A 23203-nucleotide genomic window follows, 5' to 3' on the forward strand; every position below is an offset into this window, starting at 1 on the left:
TTTATACAAAGTTCACCGCTACGCATTTTTATATCTGGTGACCAAATTGCCTTTTCTCTCAATAAAACTCAAGAAAAGGCAATAATCGCCTTATTTTTTATGTCGAGACCAGTAGTCGTTAACCGTTTCTTTCATCTCTTTGCAAAGCAACATGATGCCGAATAGGTTTGGCAAAGTCATTACCACGATAGCCACAGCTGAAAGTGCCCAAACTAATGTGGTGTCAGAAAATGCAGCCCAAACGAAACCGGCGACGTAGATGACGCGATACGGCATTACGGAGCGAGGACCGAACAAATATGTCATAGCGCGATCACCATAATATGACCAAGCGATGGCGGTTGAGAACGCAAACAGCATAAGCCCAATTGACACGATATATTGACCGAAATCGCCAAAGAAACCGCGTGTAAAGGCAATGGTGGTGAGCGCTGCCGAGTGAACCAGTGACTTACCGCTTACTTCAAGGTTCTCTTTAACCGGCTTTCCGTCAACAATCTTAAGCGTGCCAGTAAACAAGTCTTCACTACCTACTGCATACTTCACGTCTTCTGCTACAGACCTAGCGTTAAGCAGTGTAAAACCATCGCTTACCGCCGTGCCGTTAACAACGGTAATTGAGCCAGTATAAGGCTGTACATTGTTACCTTCAATTTCATTCAAGTAACCATATAGTTTGTTTACGTCATCCTGATTCGAGTCGTCGTATTGACCTGCAACAAAGTACATGTCTGAACGATCGAAGACGTTTTCGTGTTTTTCTTTCCACACGCCAGACGACAAAATAACCAAACCCGTTACGGTACAAATTAGAATAGTGTCGATAAAGGGTTCAAGCAGTGACACCATACCTTCTGAAGCAGGCTCTTTCGTTTTTGCCGCTGCGTGAGCGATAGGTGCAGAGCCTTGACCCGCTTCGTTTGAAAACAAGCCTCGGTTAACCCCACGGTTAAACGCATAAGCTAACGAAGCTCCCAAGAAACCACCTGCGGCAGCTGAACCAGTAAACGCATCACCGATAACTGCGGCAAACGAAGGCCCAATGTTGTCTAGATTAGCGAAAATAACCGCTAGCGCACCGATAAGGTAGATAACAGCCATAACCGGAACAACACGCGCTGTAAACGCGGCAATGCGTTGGATACCACCAAGAATGACCAAGGCTAGAAGAATACCCAGTACACTACCTACCATCCAAGGCTCGAAGCCAAATGTTGCTTCGATACTTTGCGCGATACCATTACTTTGAGGAAGGTTTCCGGTACCAAATGAGCTGACTACCGTTGCAACAGCAAATGCAACCGCTAACCACTTCATGTTTAGGCGACGGTCCATGTAATACATAGGGCCACCGGCCATGGTGCCGTCTTCTGTCTTTACGCGATATTTGTGCGACAGAGTAACTTCAACGAATTTTGTAGTCATACCTAAAAAGGCGGTTACCCACATCCAAAATAGTGCAGCGGGGCCACCAAGGAAAATAGCGAATGCAACACCTGAGATGTTACCTGTACCTACGGTACCAGACAGTGCGGTAGTTAGCGCGCGAAAATGGGTGGTGTCGCCTGGATCGCTTTCTTTATCAAACTTACCGGTAACAACCTGCCAAGCATGTTTAAAGAAACGAATTTGCGGAAATTTAAGATAAACCGTAAAGAAAAGACCTACGCCTAACAGTACATAAGGAAACCAGAACGCGCCTCCTAAGAATCCATCGAGCATAGTTAGAAAACCATATAACCCTTCCAACGTTATTCCCCTTTTTTATTATGTTTAATTGTTGTTTTATTTTAATAATTAAAAGGCCTCTTTTTGTCGAGGCCTTTTTGCGGAAACTTTCGCTTCCTTATTTTTATTTTATTGCTCTGATGCTTTTAGCTTTTTAACAACTGCATTCACACCAATAAGTAAATCTTCACCTAATTGACGGCTGCGTTGTACCGACCAACCGTAGATATCGTCCGGTACATCTGCATTGTCTTTAAATGGCATTTCCACCGTATATGCCATACATTTGAATTTCTCGCCCACCGCATTTGACGCTACGGTTAAATTAGCCTTGCCTGGCTCATCTTTATCGTAACCAAATTCATCTTGAAACTCTGGCGTAGCGTTCAACAGCGCATCTTTAAACGTATTTTCAAGCATTTTGATGGTGTCATTGTAGCTAGGGTTACCTTCACTTCCTGCGACAAAGTTGTACGGCAATGCCTCATCACCGTGCAAATCAAGATACATGTCTACACCAATTTCGCTCATTGCATTCAGTACGTAAAGTACTTCTGGGCTTTTTTCTTGCGAAGGCGTTGACCACTCACGGTTTAGATTGGTTCCTACAGCGTTGGTTCGCAGATGACCGCGTGCGCTGCCGTCTGGGTTCATGTTTGGCACAATGTAGAAAACAGCATTATCAAGCAACTGTCGCGCCAAACCATCTTGCTCGTCGAGCAGACGGTAAATAATACCTTCGGCACACCACTCGGCCATGGTTTCGCCAGGGTGTTGACGTGCCGTGATCCAGACTTTTTTCTTTTCTGGTGTTTCTTCACCGATAACCAGCATAGACATATCACGGCCATCAAGGGTAAGGCCTAGGAATTTGTGCTCGCACAGTAGTGACATCTGCGCGTCGTGCACAAGATCAAGGTGACGTTCGTAGCTAAAAGGAATGAAATACGCGAAGTACACACTTGGCTGTTCTAGCGTTAGTGAGAACGTAAGATTGTCACCGTCAAATTCGCTAGGAATTCTAAACCAAGTTTGACGGTCGTAAGACGCTAGAACGTTATATCCCTTCCAACCTTCTGGATACGCTGACTTAGCCAGATTACCAATCGTCATTGTGTGAGTTACAAAAGTTTCGCCCACTAAACGAAAATGGAACCACTGAGCAAATTCAGATTGGTTGTCGTTGGGAATGGTTAGACGGATATCGTCTGGTGATTGTGCGCTAACAACTTCAATGTTACCGCTGTCGAATTGACTGGAAATATGCATAGACTGTCGTTTTCCTCATTATTTGAGCGCTAATTTAGCATAGACGTAAACACAAATTCCACGCACACAGCGGGTTTTGTACTATCGAAAGTATACAAAATGTTTACACCATCAAAAAACCGACCACTTAGGTCGGTTTTTTATACAGTTAATTAAACTGCGTGTTGCTTAAAGCGGCAACGTAGGGAAACTAAGCCCTGCCATATCACGAACTACACGCAGTACCTGACAGCTGTAACCAAACTCGTTGTCATACCACACGTATAGTGTCAGGCGGTTATCTGCGGCGATGGTCGCCTGAGAGTCAACCACAGACGCAGCGCGAGAGCCGACTAAGTCTGTTGATACAATCTCTTTACTTGCCGTGTAGTCAATTTGGTGTTGAAGCTTTGAGAACAACGCGGTATCGCGCAAGAACTCGTTAACTGCAATGCGATCCACCGGCGTTTTAAGATTTAGGTTCAAAATCGCTAGCGATACATTAGGTGTAGGTACGCGGATAGCATTACCGGTAAGTTTTCCTGCCAGTTTCGGGTACGCTTTGGCAACGGCTTTCGCAGCGCCCGTTTCGGTAATAACCATATTAAGTGGCGCACTACGTCCACGACGATCACCTTTGTGGTAGTTATCGATAAGGTTTTGGTCGTTAGTGTAAGAGTGAACGGTTTCAACGTGACCGTTTTCAATGCCATATTCTTCGTCTAGCGCTTTAAGTACCGGCGTTATTGCGTTAGTTGTACAGCTTGCAGCAGATACAATTGTGTCTTCTGGTGTTACTTCTTCGTCATTTACACCGTGTACGATGTTCTTGATGTCACCTTTACCCGGGGCAGTAAGGATAGCTTTCGCTGCACCCTTAGCTTTAAGGTGTAGGCCAAGGCCATCGCGGTCACGCCAAATACCCGTGTTGTCTACGATGATAGCGTTATCGATACCATATTGCGTGTAATCCACTTCATCTGGGCTGTTGGCATAAATGACTTGAATGTATGAACCGTTTGCTTTTAGCGCGTTACGCTCGTGGTCAACTGTGATGCTGCCGTTGAATGGTCCATGCACTGAATCGCGGCGCAGTAAGCTTGCGCGTTTTTCTAGGTCGCCATCGCGCCCGCCACGAACCACAATGGCACGTAAGCGAAGCTTATTGTTTTTACCTTGGCGTTCAATAAGCAAGCGAGCAAGTAAACGACCTATACGGCCAAAACCATATAGTACAACGTCCTGAGGTTTCTGATCGTCCTCTTTATCGACAACGTCGTTTAGTTTTTCGTTAAGGTAGGCCGTAAGGTCGTTGTTGTCGACCGCAGAACCGTAGTGAAAATCAAAAGCCAATTTACCAATATCAATTTGTGCAGGAGCAAGCTTCATGTTGCTCAAGGCTTCTAAGATTGGATAGCTTTCGCGTAGGCGTAGCTTAATACCTTCGTGCAGACGCACTTTGCGGTGCGCTTTAATAACATCAATAGCACTGGCGTTCAGTAGCGAGCGTCCATAAACCGAAATTTCAACTGCCTTATTGCGATACAATTTACCAATAAGGGGCAACATCATTTCTGCGTATTCCTGACGCTCTTGCCAGCTGCTTTGTAATTCCTGCTCAAACTGTTGATTCATGCTTCTGCCTTCATCGATATTAATTTAACGGTGTTGTCATTGTTGTATGCGCGGCCAATTTTTTGTGGCACAAACACGTACAACTGATCCTAATTACGCGTCAGCTTTTTATTATTTTTAGGGTACACTAGGTGAGTTTTCGCCTGACGGTGACGAGCAGTATCTTAAATAAACAAGCAAGGAAGACCAAATTGTTGATAAGTTTCAAAACCTCTATGAAAACTCGTATAACAACGAATTTATTTAGTAAGTTTCCAACAAAAGGTTATGTAACGACGGTGTGGCTCGCAGCAGCGACAACACTGACGGGTTGTGGCGATCTTTTTGAACCTACTATCAGTGAAATTTGTGAATCTCACAGCGAGATTTGCTTAGATTTGAGTTTGGATGCCCGTTGTCGCGGCGAGCGAGCTGAGATTATTCGCCTGCGTTACTACAATCAAGATTCAAAAGACGACGCTTACAAATTCCCACTTCTTCTGAGCTTCGAAGAGTATCTCACCTGCGTTGAAGAAGTGCAGCATATCGAACACGTTAAACGCAAAGGCAAGGAAGCGACACGGCTAAAAGGCGTTATTACTGCTCAGCGTGAAATTAAACGCCTAAGCCGCGAGACGAAAGACTCCCTTGATCCTTACCTTTCTTACTATCATTGGACACGATATAACGACAAAGAGGCTTTTCATCGCTTTGAGCGCTACGCTGCCAGCAACCGCGTAAGCGATCCAAAGCTACTGGTCGCACTGGCCTCTGTTCAGATTAAAACAGACCAAAAGCGTACTATTGAAACCTTATATCGCGCGCTAAGTTTATATAAAGATAGCGACGACATTGATGTCAGTATTTTCTACTCGCTTGCTTCAATGGGAATGGATATGGACAACTATCGTTTTTCTTACGTCTGGTATGGTGTGGCTGAAGCCTTCGATGAGAGACTTAACGACACTCAGCGTGTTCAACTTGGACAACGCTATGCCCTTCCAGTAGGTATTCTAGATAACATTGTTGATGAAATAGTCAGTAATTTGAATAGCGCGACCTTCAACGCAGATTCATTGAAACTGGATAAGCTCTAATTTTTTGAAACTCAATTACACAATTTCATTGGTAAATAATTAAAAAAACCGCCGTTTATGGGCGGTTTTTTATGATTGGATCTCTCGACTTTCCACATGAGGTCAAAATTTAATCAGATGTTTACCTTAATCAAGCGCTCACCTAGGGCTTTTTAACCTTTAATTTGTGTATCATCTTCGCCTTTAAAGGTCATAGATAGCGAATTTACGCAGTAGCGTTGACCCGTTGGCGCAGGACCATCTGGAAATACATGGCCTAAGTGCGAGCCACACTGCTTACAAAATATCTCAACCCTACGCATACCGTGACTCAAGTCTTCTCTGTAATCTACATTACCGTCATCAAGCTGCTTATAGAATGAAGGCCATCCACAACCAGCATCAAATTTAGTATCTGAGGGGAAAAGTGGCGCTTCGCAGCACTTACACACGTACAATCCATCTCGCTGCTCGTCTAACAATACTCCAGTGAAAGGTCGCTCAGTACCCGCTTCGCGGCATACATAATATTCCTCGTCAGTGAGCTCAGTTTTCCAGTCTTTTTTAGCTATTGATGCGTTTGCTTTTTCATCTGTCGACATAACTTACCTCTTAAAACAAAAAAGGTGTATTTGAAAACAAATACACCTTTCGATAGTTTACGCTCAATTATGAGCGCGTGTAACACTATTTAGTTCATACTATTTTTTGATAGCGGTTTGCGGACGTGCAGGATCACTCCACTCGATGTGATACTTTTTACCAGCTGGCTTATCTACACGCTGATAGGTATGTGCGCCAAAATAATCGCGTTGTCCTTGCAGCAAATTAGCAGGTAACACAGCTGTGCGATATGAATCGTAATAGCTTAGCGCCGACATCATTGCAGGGCAAGGCACGCCAGCCAGTGTCGCTTGGGCGATAGACTCACGCCAGTCAGCTTGATACTGCGTAATTTGTTCCGCAAAGAACGGGTCCAATAGCAAGTTGGCTAAGTCTTCGTTATTCTCGTAAGCCTGAGAAATAGACTGAAGAAATACGGCGCGAATAATACAGCCTGCACGCCATATTTTCGCTATTTCACCAAACTCCAGTGTCCAGCCGTGTTCTTTGCCTGCCATAGCCATTAACTGGAAGCCCTGTGCGTACGCACAGATCTTAGAGCAATAAAGCGCTTGCTCTAGCTTGTTGATGATCGACATTTTCTCATCATCGCTGAACGATGGCGCATCAGGGCCTGAAAGGACCTTACTCGCAGCTACACGCTCGTCTTTCAAACTAGAGATACTGCGCGCGAATACCGCAGAAGTGATGGTCTGTGCCGGACTACCTACTTGTAATGCGCTTACTGCAGTCCAAAGGCCTGTACCTTTTTGACCTGCTCTATCTAAGATCACATCAACCAACGGCTGCTGTGTTTCTGGATCCATTTGCTCAAGAACTTCAGCACTAATTTCCATCAGGTAGCTATTCAGCTTGCCTTCGTTCCAGCGACGAAACACCTCTGCTATTTCAGCTGGCGCCATATGTAGCGCTTCGCGCATAACATGGTAAGTTTCGCAGATAAGCTGCATGTCGGCGTATTCGATACCGTTGTGCACCATTTTTACATAGTGCCCGGCTCCAACCGGACCGATGTAGGTCGCACATGGTTCGCCTTCTAACACTGGTTGACCTGGCGTATGGCTTTCTAATGGTTTACCTGTTTCTGGGTCAACCTTTGCAGCAATAGCTTTAAGAACAGGCTCAATGCGTGTCCATGCATAAGGGTTGCCTGAAGGCATAAGAGATGGCCCGAAACGAGCGCCTACTTCACCACCTGACACGGCGGTAGAGAAGAAGATAAATTTACCTTTGTACTGCTCTTCACGTGCTACAGAGTCTGTCCACAAACTGTTGCCAGTATCAACCACGATATCGTCAGCGTGAATTCCGGCGTCAATAAGATGATTGCAAACGTGGTCAACAGGATCGCCAGCAGGCACAGAGATAATAATAAGATGCGGGGCTTTTAACTTGCTTAAAAGCTCGGTGTAAGAACTGCAGCCTTCAACGCGAGGCTCAGTATTTTCAGCTCTTTCGCTTGCGTCTTTGGCAAGAATAGACTCAACTTTATTTTGGTCTAAATCGAAACACGCTACACGATAGCCGTGGTCCACTAGGTTCATGGTAAGGTTACTACCCATCACCCCTAAACCGATAAAACCAATGTCACACGACTTGTCTTCGTGCGAATTACCACCTTTCTTTTGCATAGGAACACCCTCACATTTCAGATGGCTGCGCATGATACCACCTGAAAGAATAAAGAACAGTCTAAGCTAACAATTTAGTGCGCAGTGGTGTAATTGTCACCAGCGGTAAACATTAACGGGTTTTGTAAGCAAGTTTAGCCGAGACTTTGGCACGCATTCAGCACCTGCGTTATGCGCTTTTACCCATGCTGTATGAAATTCACACAAAGGTAAAGACTCTGTTTCCTATTCAGCTAAAGTGCACTGGGTAAAGTGCCGTTTAGCGGCACTCTGAAATTCGTTAACGGCACTCTTAACCAAGTATAAGGTCGTATTGTAAGCCATTATTCTATCCAGAGAACTGAGAGAAACTGAACAAGGTTAGCGATTTGCTGGCCTGTAAAAACACCTTCTGAATGCAAATTGAAGGCTGTTCTTCAAGAGAGCTGTAGCGCGTATCCAGGTGCATGGTCCACCCTCCCCTGGGTATGACAGAAGGTAGGTGAAAACGCACGTCGCTTTCACTTGCATTAACACACAAGAACCAATGCTCTGGCTTCTGTTCGCCCGTTACACAACCTTTTATTTCCACACCAAACGCCTTGTTATGATGCGCATTCCAATCTTCAGACGCTTTGTCAGAACCATCGGGCTTATACCAATTTATTTCTTTTACATTTCGTGAGAGCGTAAAAGTATCATCGTTCAGCTTTAGTTCGCTTAACAGTGAAGAGGACTGACGCAAACGGATCACATATTGGCAGAAGCTAAGAAAATCTTGCTTGCGCTTGTTTAATTCCCAATTCATCCAGCTAATAGGATTATCCTGACAATAGGCATTATTATTGCCATTTTGGGTGCGGCTTAATTCATCGCCACCAAGAATATGCGGTGTACCTTGCGAGAAGATCAGCGTTGCAAAGAGATTGCGCTTTTGACGCTCACGCATTGCGAGTATCTGCTCGTCATTCGTTTCCCCCTCAATACCATAATTGGCAGACAGGTTGTGTCCATGGCCATCTCGGTTTTCTTCTAAGTTATCGAGATTGTGACGTTCGGCGTAGGTCACTATATCGTGCAGCGTGAACCCATCGTGATATGTCACGTTATTTACCGACGTACTGATATGTCGATGGCCTTTGTGAAATATATCCCGTGAGCCCATTAAGCGGGTAGCAAAGTCCGCGGTAACGCCATCGTCTCCACGCCAGAAGGCGCGCACCGTATCGCGGTATTTATCATTCACCTCTAACCACGGAGACGGGAAATTACCCACTTGGTAGCCTCCAGGCCCAATATCCCAGGGTTCGGCAAGCAATACTTTCTCTTTTAAGACAGGATCGCTATTAATGGCTCTCAATAGCCCAGATTTTTTACTATATTCTTGTGGCTCTCTTCCCAAGCATACTGCTAAATCGAAACGAAAGCCGTCAACGCCAATTACGGATACCCAGTGGCGCATGGCATCTAAAATAAGTCCCATCATAAATGGCTGCGCGGTATTTACCGTGTTACCGCAGCCTGAGTGGTTGGAATAAACCAATTCTCCGTTTTTCGTTTGCTCTAATAAGTACGCTTGGTAAGGGCAAAACCCCTTATAAGAAAGAATAGGACCGCCATTGCCTGCCTCTGCTGTATGGTTAAATACCACATCAACAATCACCTCAAGTCCGGCTGTATGATAAGCATCAACCATAGACTTCAGTTCAGCAAGCGCGTCTGACACACCGTAGCGTGGTTCAGGCGCAAAGAAGTTAACCGGGTTGTATCCCCAATAATTAGTTAAGCCTTTCTCTGTTATAAATGGTTCAGGCATGAATGAGCACAACGGCATAAATTGCACCGTGGTTATGCCTAATGCTTTGAGATGCTTGATGACACTCGGATGGGCAGCACCGATGAATTTGCCACGATGTTCTTTAGGTACATCGGGATGGAGTTTTGTGAGCCCTTTAATATGTGCTTCGTAAACTACTCGCTTGTGTTTCGGGATAACAGGCGCGCTAACATGACTGGGCGCATAGTCATTTTGATCAATTACTATGCACTTGGGGATCATAAACTGAGAGTCATGTTTGTATTGCCTAGCGTCCCATTTTATTGCGCGACTAATTTTCTTGGCATAAGGGTCGATCAGCAGTTTGTCGGTGGGTACTGCATGTAACCCTCCCTCACCGCGTTCTACGCGATAACCATAGTATTGTCCTGCGCTAACGCCGCTAAAGTAGCCATGCCAGACATCACCGGTTTTCTCAGGCAAAGGATGCTCACTCACCGCCTCTTCTGTGTCACTATTGAAAAAACACAGCACGACCGCCTTCGCATCGGGCGCGTATACGGCAAAATTACACCCATCTTGTGTAACTGTTGCGCCAAGTGGATATGCCTTCCCCATTCCACTTTCTACAATTAGTGCGGTGTCTCGAATTTCGTTCACTTCGTTCTCAATTTATCTCTTCACTAGGGCGTGTCGCCCTAGTCGGATTAATCCACATTGGCAACATAAAATACTGTGGCTAGCGGCGGTAACGTGATTTCTGCAGAGTGTGTACGCTCATTCCAAGGTATGGTTTGCGTATTTACAGTAGAAGCAACGTCGTAGTCACTACCCCAATATGCACCATCATCTGTATTTAATGCTAGCGTCAGCGTGCATGCATCATCTACGCCTATTCTGAAGTTCTGACGAGGCACAGGCGTAAAATTAGATACCACATATACTTTTTGCCTCGCATCTTTTGACATACGAACAAATGAAACTACGCTTTGGTCTGCATTATTGTGGTCCAACCAAGCAAAGCCCCCTGGTTCGTGGTCTTGCTCGTAAAGCGCTGGCGTAGACGTATAGAGGTGGTTGAGCGCCTTATAAAGCGCTTGAATGCCTTTGTGCTTTTCGTAATCGAGCAAGTGCCAGTCTAAACTACTGTCATGGTTCCATTCTCGTGCCTGCGCAAGCTCGTTCCCCATAAAGCTAAGCTTCTTGCCGGGGTGGCCGTACATAAAGCCCGCGTAACAACGCAGGTTAGCGGCTTGCTGCCATTCATCGCCAGGCATTTTATGCAGCATGCTGCCTTTGCCGTGTACCACTTCATCGTGCGAAATCGGCAGCACAAAGTTTTCGTCAAACGCGTAAACCATGCTAAAGGTAATATCGCCATGGTGATAGTTGCGATAGGCGGGGTCTTTAGCGATGTAGTGCAATGAGTCGTGCATCCACCCCATGTTCCACTTAAAGCCAAAGCCCAAACCACCATCAAATACTGGACGAGAAACCTTGGGAAACGACGTTGATTCTTCGGCAATAGTCATGGCGTCAGGGAAGTGCTTGTACACTTCTTCATTCATCCATTTCAGTAAGCTGATGGCTTCGTAATTTTCGTTGCCACCATCCACATTCGGGATCCACTCTCCGTCATTGCGTGAATAGTCGAGATAAAGCATGGATGCCACTGCATCAACCCTGAGTCCGTCAACGTGAAATTTGTCTAGCCAAAACAATGCGTTTGCAACTAAAAATTGACGAACTGTGTCTTTGCCGAAATCGTAAATACAAGAATTCCAATCCGGATGCCAACCTTTTCTCGGATCTTCATATTCATAAACACAAGAACCATCAAATCGCGCCAAGCCATGGCCGTCTTCTGGGAAATGCGCAGGTACCCAGTCGATAATTACGCCTATACCTGCTTGGTGGGCCTTATCAACAAAGTATTTAAATTCATCTGGGTTTCCAAATCTACTCGTTGGTGCGAACATTCCCACGGGCTGATAGCCCCACGAACCGTCGAAAGGAAACTCGGAAATAGGCAGCAGTTCAACGTGAGTGTAACCCATATCGCTGACGTAGCTTATTAAGTCATCGGCAAGCGCTTTGTAAGTAAGGTAGCGCGCATCAGTATCAATACCCGGGCGCTTCCAAGAGCCAAGGTGCACTTCATAAATGCTCATTGGGCTGTTGTACTTGTTCCCCTTTCGCTTTTCCATCCATGCACTATCATTCCACTCATAGTTATTGTGGTTGTAAATTTTCGAAGCATGAGAAGGATACTGCTCTGCACTGAAGCCAAGTGGATCAGCCTTGTGCGGTAGATCGTGGCCGTGTGCATCTTTAATGTGATACTTGTAGCGCTCTCCCTCTGCGAGTTCTGGCACAAACAGTACCCAGTATCCCATAGAGGTCTTTTCCATAGGATGCGTGCGCCCATCCCACTGATTGAAATCGCCAATGAGCGACACCGTACTCGCATTGGGCGCGAAAACGCAGAACCTGACACCTTTTACCGAATCGCCTTGTGATGAAGTAAGTGTTAAAAGTTGCGCGCCCGCTTGCTCGTACAAATTTGAAGGCTTGCTATCGATGTAGTGTACCGCATGGTACGCCTGCTCGGAGAATTGATAAGGGTCGATATAGCCCTTATCGTCATTTAAGCCTTCGGCGATAACACGATAAATTTCACCCTGATATTCTTTAGGTAATTTTGTTTCAAAAAGACCATTGTTGGAGGTCGCGGTTACATTTGCTAGCGCTGTATTCTCCCATTTAATCGTTATTTGACTGGCATTGGGGTGCCAAACGCGAAGTATCGATTCTTGTTTATTGGTAATTACACCTAAATGGGAAAACGGCTGTGAACATAATACCTGTTCAAACTGCTGCGCTAATTGCATTCGCTACTCCTAGTAAAAACCCGCATGGCAGCGGGTTGAATTGTGAGCTTAAATGCGTTGACCACATTTAAGCTCTGTCTAGTACCGTACTGATACTCTATCTTACTCGTTTAAGTTACCCAAGCAACATACTATTACCCTTTATTCGATAATAGTAATTAACCTTGACTTGCTTGCTTTCTGGCGTGAGTGAGTTTAGACGCTAACTCATTTATATCATGTCTATCGAACATCGACTCGATATTCTCGGTTAGCTTTCTTCGCCAGTTCGGGTACTCGTCAAATGTGCCCGGAATATTGACCGGCTTATCCATTTCTAACCAGTCTTCTAACTGAAGGCTTAACAGAGCACTTGAACCACCAGCCATGTGTACCTGCATACCGTTATTCAATTCACGATTCATCCCCGTATAGTTAACATCGTGACCCACGTTGTCGCCAATTGAGCCGTGGCCGTGCAAAGTATCTAAAATCGCCTGTTTGTTTTCGTGACGATCCGCATAAAGCGTTTGTAGGATTTCTTCTGTTGGGTAAAGCCCTATCTCTTTGCCTAACTCTAAATCTAGACAGTGCCAGTAACCAATTAGCGTCGGCATATCGTGAGTAGTCAATGTTGACATAGACTGAACAGGATAATGGCTAGGTGAGAAGAAACCACCGTCTTCGGCTTGTTCGAAGAAAAATACGCGGTATGAGTACACGCCATTATCGGCAAGCTTACTGCGAATTTCTTCTGGTACAGTCCCCAAGTCTTCACCAATAACCAGGCTTTGATTACGGTGACTTTCTAGCGCTAAAATACCAAGCAAATCATCTACAGGGTAATAAACGTAACCACCATCTTTTGCATTATCACCTTTCACTACCCACCATAAACGCAGCAACGCCATAACGTGATCGATGCGCAGTGAACCCGACGACGCCATGTTAGACGCAAACAAGTCAATAATAGGTTGATAACCCTGTTCATACAACTTACGAGGGTCCATAGGCGGCAACCCCCAGTTCTGGCCTAGTGGGCCTAAGATATCCGGTGGAGCACCTACGCTTGCGCCCGTGCAGTATAGGTCTTTATTACCCCAAATTTCCGCACTGCCTTCGCTCACCCCTACCGCCAAGTCGCGATAAAGCCCAATAGTCATACCCGCATCTGTAGCTTTACTACTTGCAAGTTCAAGCTGTTGCGCCGCAATCCACTGCAAGAACAAGTAGAATTTAACGTCTTGTTCGTTAGCGCGCTTAAACTTGGCAACGGCTGGGTTGTGATAGTCTTTATATTCTTGTGGAAATACCGGCCACCCCCAGCTGTCTTTACCTTCAGCTTTTAGGTGCGATTGCAAGGCATCGTACACTGCCAACATATCTAAGCTTTCACCGCCCGCTTCCACAAACGCTTTAAACGCTTTATTTTGTTTGGTGTTTTTACGAAGGTATTTGGCATCATAGGCATCAAATACCGCTTTAAGGGCGGCCAATTTCACATGAGCTACCGCTTCATAGTCTACATGTTCTACACTACGTGCATGTTCCAAGGTAGCTTTAAACTCATCACTGCTTACTACCGCTTGTACTGATGCATCCTCGAAGCCATCAATGGCTGTCACATCGATATACAAATAATTAAGCCAGCGACGTGAGCTTGGTCCATAAGGCGAGCACGCATTAGGGTTTGCAGGGTAAAGCGCGTGAATAGGATTAAGCCCGATAAAGTCTGCGCCCACACCAGCGGCTTTTTCAATAAGAAGAGCTAAATCAGAAAAGTCACCAATTCCCCAGTTCTTTTCACTGCGAACGCAGTAAAGCTGAACGCTTAAGCCCCATATTTTTTTACCTTCTCTGATCTCTTTCGGTGTATAGCACGCTTCTGGTGCCACAATTAAGCGAGAACGCGCAAACTCATCGTCGTCAGCGCTTAAGGCTACATCGTGGTACCCAAGAGGTAAATCCAAAGGTAGGGTTAACACGTATTCATGAAACTCGACATCGTCGATATGCGCCATTGTCGTCATTTCTTGGTCGACTGGAGTAAATTGGTGAGTGAGCACGTCACCATTTTCACAGGTAACCGTTAGCGTGTGGTCATCGTTTACTAACTCGATAGGCAAACGAACTGCTAGGTTGATTTCTTGGGTATTGCGAACTACTTGAACAGGATTTAACGGCGACAACCATACCGACTTTATATCTTGTGTAATTTGCGACTGAATTTTTTCGTCACTGCTGGTGTCATAGCCAAGTGTGTTGAGCAGTTTTGCTTTACTTGATTCTGCGATGGTTGCTGGTTTTCCCCATGCGTCGACGTATTGGGTTTCTATTCCCCGCATTTCAACCAGTTGTTGCAGAAGTTGTTGTGTCATGGTGTGTCATTCCTGTTATTCGGTGAAAAACGCACTCGCCAGAGGTTTAAAGGTGCGTCTGCAAACAAATTTTTAACATTATTCTAGAAACAAAGGCTTCGCGATATGTGAATACGATTGCAATAGCGCTAATTCGTAATTTTGCAACACTTTTGCTTTTTATTTTGCTAATTATGGCATTTTGATCCATACTTTACGTAATTTATTTTCATTTTATTTAAATAATCGGGGTACGTTATGACAATTCGCATCGGTATCAATGGTTTTGGCCGTATTGGACGCCTAGTAATGCGCGCAGCAGCCGAGCGCAACGACATCGAAGTTGTTGCAATAAACGACTTACTAGACACGGACTACATTGCTTATCTTTTGAAATACGACTCTACACACGGTCTATTCGACGGTGAAGTTACAGTAGATAACAATAGTCTAGTTGTAAATGGCAAAACTATCCGCATTACTTCTGAAAGGGATCCAGCAGCGCTTAAATGGGACGAAGTAGACGTTGACGTAGTTGTTGAGTCGACAGGTTTATTCCTGACTAAAGAAACTGCCGCGAAGCATATTGAAGCTGGTGCGAAGAAAGTTGTAATGTCTGCACCGTCTAAAGACGACACGCCAATGTTTGTAGTGGGTGTTAACCAAGAAAGCTACGCTGGCGAAACTATCGTTTCAAACGCGTCTTGCACAACTAACTGTCTTGCTCCACTTGCCAAAGTGCTTAACGATAAATTTGGTATCGTGGACGGCCTGATGACGACCGTTCACGCGACTACTGCGACTCAAAAAACGGTAGATGGCCCTTCAATGAAAGATTGGCGTGGCGGCCGCGGCGCGGGTCAAAACATCATTCCATCGTCAACTGGTGCTGCAAAAGCCGTAGGTAAAGTTATCCCTGAGCTTAATGGTAAGTTAACTGGTATGGCTTTCCGTGTACCTACCCCAAATGTTTCAGTAGTAGACCTTACTGTAAATCTTGCGAAGCCGGCTAGCTACGATGAAATTTGCGCAGCGATGAAAGAAGCCTCAGAAGGCGAGCTGAAAGGTATCATGGGTTACACTGAAGATGCGGTTGTGTCTAACGATTTCCTTGGCGATGCACGCACATCGGTATTTGACGCCACAGCAGGTATCGCGCTTACTGACACATTTGTTAAGCTAGTATCTTGGTACGACAACGAATGGGGCTACTCAAACAAGGTTCTAGACCTTGTGGCTCACATTTCTAAGTAATAAACAAAATATAAAACAAATAGTTAAACTATTTGTTTTAAAATTGAGTTAATCTAAAGGTGCAAACATTATGTTTGCACCTTTTTTGTTGTCTCATATAAAGACGGTTTCCAGCGATGCCTATTTTCCCGTCATCTATTAGTAAGTTAAGTATTCAGTCCAAGGAGGACTTATGTCACCTGTGAATTCAGTTACCGTTAGCGAGTCTAATGGCCTCACCTTTTTAGATGTGGATAACGCTTTCGCCACAGCGCGTATAAGTTTATTTGGTGGCCATATTTTGTCTTTTGTTCCTAAAAGCGATAACAAAGAGCGGCTATGGGTAAGCCCACACGCTTATCTAAATGGAGAGCGTCCAATTCGCGGTGGAATACCTGTTTGTTGGCCATGGTTTAGCGACGACCACGGGAGGGAAAAAGGTTCCCTGCCCTCTCACGGCTTTTTAAGAACCCAAGTGTGGAAACTAATTCATTCAGAAGATACAGAAAGCGGAACAACGATTACGCTTTCGCCAAGCTTTACCCGAGCTGAAGGGTTTGAGAACGATTGTAACGTGACCATGGTAATTACAGTTGGTGAGACGATGGACGTCGCGCTAACTACAGAAAATACGGGGGTTGTACCATTCGAATTTAACTGTGCGCTACATACATATTTCCACGTTGATCACATTCAACATACCAAAATAACTGGAATTGAAGGTCAATATAAAGACAAACTTGACGCTTGGGCGTTAAAAGAAACGCCCTCGCCCTACACCATTACTGGTGAAACAGACCGCATCCACCTTGCGCCAATTGACACGGCCAAAATTGAAGTGGACGGCAGTGTTTATACTCAGGTTGTATCACAAGGCAACGACTCACTGGTTGTTTGGAACCCTTGGCAAGGTGCAGCGTCTATTTCAGACATGGACCCATTTGGCTATAAGCATATGCTGTGCGTAGAAACATCGCTAACTCAGGGAAAGACACTGTCCCCCGGTGCTAGCCACACACTTAAACAAACTATTGTTCCGAAGTAAATTATTTGAAGTGCACGCGCAATTTTGCTGACTCTTCGGAAGGTAGACATTCGCAGTTCACTATCAAGAGATATAAAAAAACCTGCCAATGAGCAGGTTTTTTATTTAAAGGTTCAGCAAATTACTGTTTAGCACCCGCAACAGCTTCTTTTGCTAGCTGCGTAATACGCGCCCAATCACCTGATTCAATTGCGTCGTCAGGGGCAAGCCACGAACCACCTACACATTTAACGTTTTTAAGCGCTAAATAGTCATTGTAGTTGTTTGGACCAATGCCACCCGTTGGGCAAAACGTCACATCAGGGAATGGACCACTGATTGACTTAATGGCTTTAACGCCACCCGAGGCTTCAGCTGGGAAGAATTTCATGTGGGTGTAACCCGCGTCTTTACCCTTCATAAGATCTGACGTTGAAGAAATACCAGGGATTAATGGAATTTCTGCATCCATACCCGCTTTCAACAAATCAGCTGTCATGCCCGGGCTAATAGCGAACTTAGCGCCGGCTTCAACAACGGCTTTCAGCTGCTGTGCGTTGGTTACTGTACCCGCACCTATTAGAGAATCAGGAACTTCGTCGGCAATGCGCTTAATAACGTCGATTGCTGCAGGTGTACGCAACGTCACTTCTAGTACCTTGATCCCCCCTTCCATAAGCGCTTTTGCTAGAGGAACGGCTTTTTCTACATCGTTGATAACCAATACAGGTACAACTGGGCCGGCCGCAAAAATTTCCTCTGGAGAGGTTTTCCATTTAGATGTCATAATTTAGCTCGCTGTATTTTGATTCAGATATGCAGCCGCACCTAATAACCCGTGATCAGGCTCTGCAATAAGATAGGTGGGAATGTCTTTTACGTAATGCTTCATTTGCCCTTTTGCTTCAAAACGCGCTCTGAAGTCGCTGTTTTGAATAAATTCAGGGAAACGGTTTGCGATACCGCCGCCTATAAAGATGCCGCCAGTAGTCGCCATGTTCAGCGCAAGATTACCTGCAAAGCTACCCATAATTCGGCAGAACTGTGTAAGTGTTGCTTCGGCTAACTCACAGGTTCCATTCAGCGCTGCTTCTGTAATTTGTGCAGGCTCAGTAAATACAACTGGCGAAGAAGCGTGATTGGCTAGCGCAGTGTAGATGTTGTGCAGACCACGACCAGACATCACTTCTTCAGCAGAAGCGCGACCTAAGGTAGATTGAAGATGGCGCCAAACCACAACATCGGTTTCATCTACCGGTGCAAAGTCTACATGACCACCTTCACCGTCCAGCGTCTGCCAGCCCGTTGAGGTCATTGTAATATGCTCAACACCCAATCCTGTACCAGGCCCAAAAACAGCGATATTGCCATTTTCTTTCGCAGTGCCTTCGCCAATTTGTACCACTTGCTCTTCGCCCAATACAGGCAAAGAGTGCGCTACGGCAGTGAAGTCATTGATAACGAACAACGCGTCTAGTTTAAGCTGAGAGCGAAGTGCATTTTGAGAAAATGCCCAGCTGTGATTCGTCATCTCAACTTGATCGCCCAATACTGGACATGCAATTGCAATACAACCTTGCGAAAAGCTGTATTCCGGCATGTCGCTAAAGTATTGTGCAATAGCAAGGTCGATGCTGGCGAAATCATTACACATATATTTTTTGATGTCGGCTACACCTGACTCGGTTACCCTTGCAACACGAATGTTGGTACCGCCAACATCAGCCACAAACTTCTGGCTCATTATGCTTGCTCCTGCGTGTAAAACAGTGAACATGCACCCTCTTCTGCACCAGTAAGAATGGCACGCATACCCGCAAACATTTCACGTCCCATTCCAACGTGATGCTTGGCTAAGTTCGCTGGCGCTGCTTCACGTGCAGCTAGTGTTTCCTCATCAACATGCAGGGTAAGCGCACCGGTTTCGGTATTAAGTTCAATGATGTCGCCTTCTTGCACTTTTGCAAGTAGTCCACCCTTATATGCTTCTGGCGTCACGTGGATAGCAGCAGGCACCTTACCCGATGCACCAGACATACGACCGTCAGTAACTAGGGCTACTTTAAATCCACGGTCTTGCAGTACACCTAGCGGCGGCGTTAAGCGGTGAAGCTCTGGCATTCCAATGGCAGATGGACCTTGGAAGCGAACAACAACAATACAGTCTTTATCTAGCTTGCCAGACTTAAACGCGTCATCCAGTTCAAACTGGTCTTCAAACACAACCGCTGGTGCTTTGATATTACAGTGAGGCGTACGAAGTGCTGAGGTTTTAATAACGCCACGACCAAGATTGCCGTCAAGTACACTCAAACCACCATCTGGCTTAAACGGTGCGTCAACACTTGCTAGCACTTCTTTATCAAGGGATTCAGTTGGGCCGTCTCGCCATTCTAATTCGCCGTCTTTAAGCACAGGCTCTTTGGTGTAGAAGTCTAAGCCTTCACCACAAATAGTCTTAACGTCGTTATGTAGTAGACCCGCATCAAGCAACTGTCTAATTAGCAATGACATACCACCTGCTGCAACAAAGTGGTTAATGTCTGCTGAACCGTTAGGATAAATACGGGTAAGTAGCGGAACTGCATTTGAGATATCTGAGAAATCATCCCAGTTAACAATGTAACCAGCAGCGCGCGCAACCGCGATAAGGTGCATGGTGTGGTTTGTAGACCCTCCCGTTGCCAGAAGACCTACAAGGCCATTCACAATGGCTTTAGCATCTACAATGTGACCAATTGGCGTGTAGTTGTCGCCAAGGTCAGTTAGACGAGTTGCTTGAACCGCGGCGGCTTTTGTAAGCGCATCACGCAGTGGCGTACCTGGGTTAACAAACGAAGAGCCCGGTAAATGCAAGCCCATCATCTCAACCACAAGTTGGTTTGAGTTTGCTGTACCGTAGAAAGTACAAGTACCAGCAGAATGATAAGACTGAGACTCAGCTTCTAGCAGTGCGTCGCGACCAACCTTACCTTCAGCGAATTCTTGGCGAACGCGCGCTTTTTCTTTATTCGGTAAGCCAGATGGCATTGGACCCGCGGGAACAAAAACAGTTGGCAGGTGACCAAATGTAAGTGCGCCCATTAGCAGTCCAGGCACGATCTTATCGCAAATACCTAACATCAGCGTGCTATCAAACATGTTATGCGAAAGCGCGATAGCTGCACCCTGAGCGATATTATCACGACTCATAAGGCTTAAGTCCATGCCAGACTGGCCTTGCGTAACGCCATCGCACATAGCAGGAACACCACCAGCAAACTGTGCAACACTGCCAACTTCTTTCACAGCTTCTTTAATAAGCGCAGGATACGTCTCGTAAGGCTGGTGAGCTGAAAGCATATCGTTATAAGCAGATACTATAGCGACATTAGCCTTGGTCATCGAACGAAGGTCGGCTTTTTCACTCGTTCCACAGGCCGCAAAGCCATGCGCTAAGTTGCCGCAAGACAACACACCACGGTGTGGTCCTTGACGTCGTGCACTCTCAATTTTTTCTAGATACGCCTTACGCGTTTCTTTACTACGCTCGATAATTCGTTGCGTAACTTCAGCAATTTTTGGATTCATGTTTGTCTCCTATGGCGCCCACATCAAAGTAACCGGCGCGCGGTTAACTACGGCGGTGATGGGCTTTTGCGCTTCGGTGGCATTTTCAATAGCATCTAGCAGTACTTGCTTTTTCTTCTCGCCTGTTAAATGCAAAAAGATATTTCGACTATTGAGTAACGCTGGTAGCGTTAATGAAATACGTTGATGAGGTGCTGTTGTAGGTTGAACAGCAATGCAGGTTCTGCCGCTGCTCATATCTAAGCCTTCAAGTACTTGCTCAGAGCAAGGGAAAAGCGATGCTGTGTGACCATCTTCCCCCATTCCAAGAATCAATGCATCAAAAGGTTGTGACATGCTAGCCAGATTTGACTCTGCGGCATTTACGCCTTCGTTTGCATCATCAGCATCGCTTTTCAATTCGATAAAACGAGCTGCTGCGGCTTTATTTTGAATTAGATTATTTTTGACTAAGCTGGTGTTGCTGGCCTCGTGGCCCTCTTCAACCCAGCGCTCGTCGGCAAGGGTGATATCAACCTTATCCCACTCGAGTTCGGTTTCACTTAGTTGTTTAAAAAGCGCCAGCGGTGTACGACCACCACTAACGACAAGCGAAGCTCGACCGCGAGTTTTAATACCTGTTTTTAAAATGCTGACTAAGTCTTGCGCAAATGCATCAGTCAGCGCATCAGGTGTTTCAAATGATAGAGTTGTTAACGCCATATTACTTTTTCTTCCCTGTTTTGCTTTCGTACCAGCTGCGATTTTCGCGAGCAAGAAGACCTATAGAGTCTACCGGCCCCCACGTACCTGCTTGATAAGGTTCTGGCGGCTCGCTCGATTGCTTCCACGCTTCAAGAATTGAGTCAACCCACGTCCAAGCTTGCTCAATTTCGTCACGACGAACGAATAGCGCCTGATTACCCAACATCACTTCAAGAAGAAGTTTTTCGTATGCGTCAGGAATACGCTCATCGGCAAACGCTTCTGAGAAGCTTAGGTTTAGCTTGGATTTTTGTAGATCCATAGAGCCTGAGCTGGTTAAGCCAGGTACTTTATTCATTACGGTGATTTCTACACCTTCGTCCGGCTGTAGACGAATAACGAGCTTGTTAGGTGGGAGATTCTTGAAGCTGTCACCGAACAAGTTGTGTGGCTGACGCTTGAAGTAAATAACAACTTCACTCACCTTAGTCGGCATACGCTTGCCTGTGCGCAGGTAAAATGGCACGCCGGCCCAACGCCAGTTGTCAATTTCAGCTTTTATTGCAATAAAGGTTTCAGTTTTACTCTGTGTATTGGCACCTTCCTCTTCAAGGTAACCAGGTACTTCTTCACCTTTAACAAAACCAGACGTGTACTGACCGCGTACCGTGCTTTCGTTAATGTTAAATGAATTGATAGGGCGAAGCGCTTTAAGTACTTTAAGCTTTTCATCACGAATGCTGTCGGCATCTAACGTTGTTGGTGGCTCCATTGCAACCAAGCTCAGGATTTGTAACAAGTGATTTTGCACCATGTCACGCATTTGTCCCGCGTCATCGAAATAGCCCCATCGCCCTTCGATACCTACTGACTCTGCAACTGAAATTTGTACATGGTCAATACAGTTGTGATCCCAGTTTGTTGCAAAAATAGAGTTGGCAAAACGAAGCGATACTAAGTTAAGTACCGTTTCTTTACCTAGGTAGTGGTCAATGCGGTAAATCTGTTTTTCGTCAAAGTATTCAGCAACTTGTTCATTGATAACTTTCGACGATTCCAAATCGTGACCGATTGGCTTTTCAAGCACTACACGAACACTTGAGTCGATAATTTTGCAGCTATGTAGGCCGCGACAAATATCGCCGTAGATGGCTGGCGGCGTTGCTAAGTAACACACCATGGTGCGAGTTGGGTCAACGTGGTCGTCTAAAACGCAGTAACTTTCCACATCTTTCATGTCTACGCATGCGTAATGCAAACGCGCTTTCATGCGTTCCCAAGTTTCTTCACATAAGTTCTTTTCTCCAAACTTAATAAGGTTGGCGTGAACTTCTTCAATATATGCTTCAAGCTCCATTTCCTGACGCGCCACACCAACGATAGTAGTGTCTGGGTGCATCAAGTTAGCTTTTTCTAACTGATATAAAGAAGGCAATAACTTGCGTCGTGAAAGATCTCCCAGCGTACCAAAAAGTACAAAATCACAGGGCTCGTAGGAATTATCCAATACCATATTCGTCGACCTTATAAATGTATATGCTCGCAGCGTATTATAAAATTGTTTACAACACTAACGACTATTTTTACCGTATAGTTAACACCAAATGTAGTAAAATTACAACTTGAACCAACCATAGGATCTGAATCTTTACCATTTCCCTCAGTTTACCCTTATTTACCCTGTGAAAAACAACAAAATTTGTCAAAAAATTACATTTTTCTTGTCACAGACGTCACATTGGGTACTATTACAGGTGTACCTTACAATAAATTGTGCTAACTAATTGC

The 23203-nt window shown here is 45.4% G+C and carries 16 protein-coding genes; 3 read left to right on the forward strand and 13 right to left on the reverse strand.

Annotated elements, in window-relative coordinates:
* Positions 1-90 precede the first annotated feature (90 nt).
* The 3 genes from ACX5KA_RS09470 to ACX5KA_RS09480 form a co-directional block, all read right to left on the reverse strand.
* Entirely contained in the window at positions 91-1749 is a 1659-nt protein-coding gene (locus ACX5KA_RS09470) for an alanine/glycine:cation symporter family protein (RefSeq protein WP_014949838.1), read from the reverse strand.
* Between the two features lie 108 nt (positions 1750-1857).
* Positions 1858-2997 (reverse strand): M14 family metallopeptidase, encoded by a 1140-nt coding sequence (locus ACX5KA_RS09475; protein ID WP_458730969.1) that lies wholly within the window; start codon positions 2995-2997, stop codon positions 1858-1860.
* A 168-nt stretch (positions 2998-3165) separates the two neighbouring features.
* Positions 3166-4611, reverse strand: coding sequence for a glyceraldehyde-3-phosphate dehydrogenase (locus tag ACX5KA_RS09480; protein WP_458730970.1), 1446 nt, complete (start codon positions 4609-4611; stop codon positions 3166-3168).
* 191 nt (positions 4612-4802) lie between these two features.
* Here ACX5KA_RS09480 and ACX5KA_RS09485 point away from each other — a divergent pair, with 191 nt between their 5' ends.
* Complete coding sequence (locus ACX5KA_RS09485; protein ID WP_039216558.1) at positions 4803-5687, forward strand: DUF2989 domain-containing protein; 885 nt, start codon at positions 4803-4805, stop codon at positions 5685-5687.
* A gap of 152 nt (positions 5688-5839) precedes the next feature.
* Here the strand turns inward: ACX5KA_RS09485 and msrB are convergent, their stop codons facing one another.
* From msrB to malQ, 5 genes are all read right to left on the reverse strand, one after another.
* Positions 5840-6268, reverse strand: a complete 429-nt coding sequence (gene msrB, locus ACX5KA_RS09490) for a peptide-methionine (R)-S-oxide reductase MsrB (RefSeq protein ID WP_039216559.1) — start codon at positions 6266-6268, stop codon at positions 5840-5842.
* 99 nt (positions 6269-6367) lie between these two features.
* Positions 6368-7921 carry an NADP-dependent phosphogluconate dehydrogenase gene (gene gndA / locus ACX5KA_RS09495; RefSeq protein WP_052235384.1) on the reverse strand — a complete coding sequence of 518 codons (1554 nt, stop codon included), beginning with the start codon at positions 7919-7921 and terminating at the stop codon, positions 6368-6370.
* A 328-nt stretch (positions 7922-8249) separates the two neighbouring features.
* Entirely contained in the window at positions 8250-10337 is a 2088-nt protein-coding gene (gene glgX, locus ACX5KA_RS09500) for a glycogen debranching protein GlgX (RefSeq protein ID WP_458730971.1), read from the reverse strand.
* Between the two features lie 47 nt (positions 10338-10384).
* Positions 10385-12568, reverse strand: a complete 2184-nt coding sequence (gene glgB, locus ACX5KA_RS09505) for a 1,4-alpha-glucan branching protein GlgB (protein ID WP_458730972.1) — start codon at positions 12566-12568, stop codon at positions 10385-10387.
* 158 nt (positions 12569-12726) lie between these two features.
* On the reverse strand, positions 12727-14925 hold the full coding sequence (malQ, locus tag ACX5KA_RS09510) for a 4-alpha-glucanotransferase (protein ID WP_458730973.1): 2199 nt from the start codon (positions 14923-14925) through the stop codon (positions 12727-12729).
* A gap of 237 nt (positions 14926-15162) precedes the next feature.
* Here malQ and gap point away from each other — a divergent pair, with 237 nt between their 5' ends.
* Complete coding sequence (gap, locus tag ACX5KA_RS09515; RefSeq protein WP_458730974.1) at positions 15163-16158, forward strand: type I glyceraldehyde-3-phosphate dehydrogenase; 996 nt, start codon at positions 15163-15165, stop codon at positions 16156-16158.
* Between the two features lie 172 nt (positions 16159-16330).
* Complete coding sequence (locus tag ACX5KA_RS09520) at positions 16331-17182, forward strand: D-hexose-6-phosphate mutarotase (RefSeq protein WP_458730975.1); 852 nt, start codon at positions 16331-16333, stop codon at positions 17180-17182.
* Positions 17183-17303: 121 nt separating this feature from the next.
* On the opposite strand, the gene ACX5KA_RS09525 is transcribed toward ACX5KA_RS09520, so the two are convergent.
* Genes ACX5KA_RS09525 through zwf form a run of 5 tightly spaced genes read right to left on the reverse strand, consistent with a single transcriptional unit; the run spans position 17304 to position 22928 of the window.
* Complete coding sequence (locus tag ACX5KA_RS09525) at positions 17304-17948, reverse strand: bifunctional 4-hydroxy-2-oxoglutarate aldolase/2-dehydro-3-deoxy-phosphogluconate aldolase (RefSeq protein ID WP_458730976.1); 645 nt, start codon at positions 17946-17948, stop codon at positions 17304-17306.
* 3 nt (positions 17949-17951) lie between these two features.
* The gene (locus tag ACX5KA_RS09530) at positions 17952-18905 is read right to left on the reverse strand and encodes a glucokinase (protein WP_171338497.1); all 954 of its coding nucleotides are present in this window, start codon (positions 18903-18905) and stop codon (positions 17952-17954) included.
* A complete protein-coding gene (gene edd, locus ACX5KA_RS09535) occupies positions 18905-20731 on the reverse strand; it encodes a phosphogluconate dehydratase (RefSeq protein WP_458730977.1) in 1827 nt (608 codons plus the stop codon). The genes ACX5KA_RS09530 and edd overlap by 1 nt, the downstream gene beginning before the upstream one ends.
* Before the next feature lie 9 nt (positions 20732-20740).
* Positions 20741-21433 (reverse strand): 6-phosphogluconolactonase, encoded by a 693-nt coding sequence (gene pgl, locus ACX5KA_RS09540; RefSeq protein ID WP_458730978.1) that lies wholly within the window; start codon positions 21431-21433, stop codon positions 20741-20743.
* A 1-nt stretch (position 21434) separates the two neighbouring features.
* Positions 21435-22928 carry a glucose-6-phosphate dehydrogenase gene (zwf, locus tag ACX5KA_RS09545; protein ID WP_458730979.1) on the reverse strand — a complete coding sequence of 498 codons (1494 nt, stop codon included), beginning with the start codon at positions 22926-22928 and terminating at the stop codon, positions 21435-21437.
* Between the last annotated feature and the right edge of the window lie 275 nt (positions 22929-23203).

Source organism: Alteromonas alvinellae, from assembly GCF_902705805.1.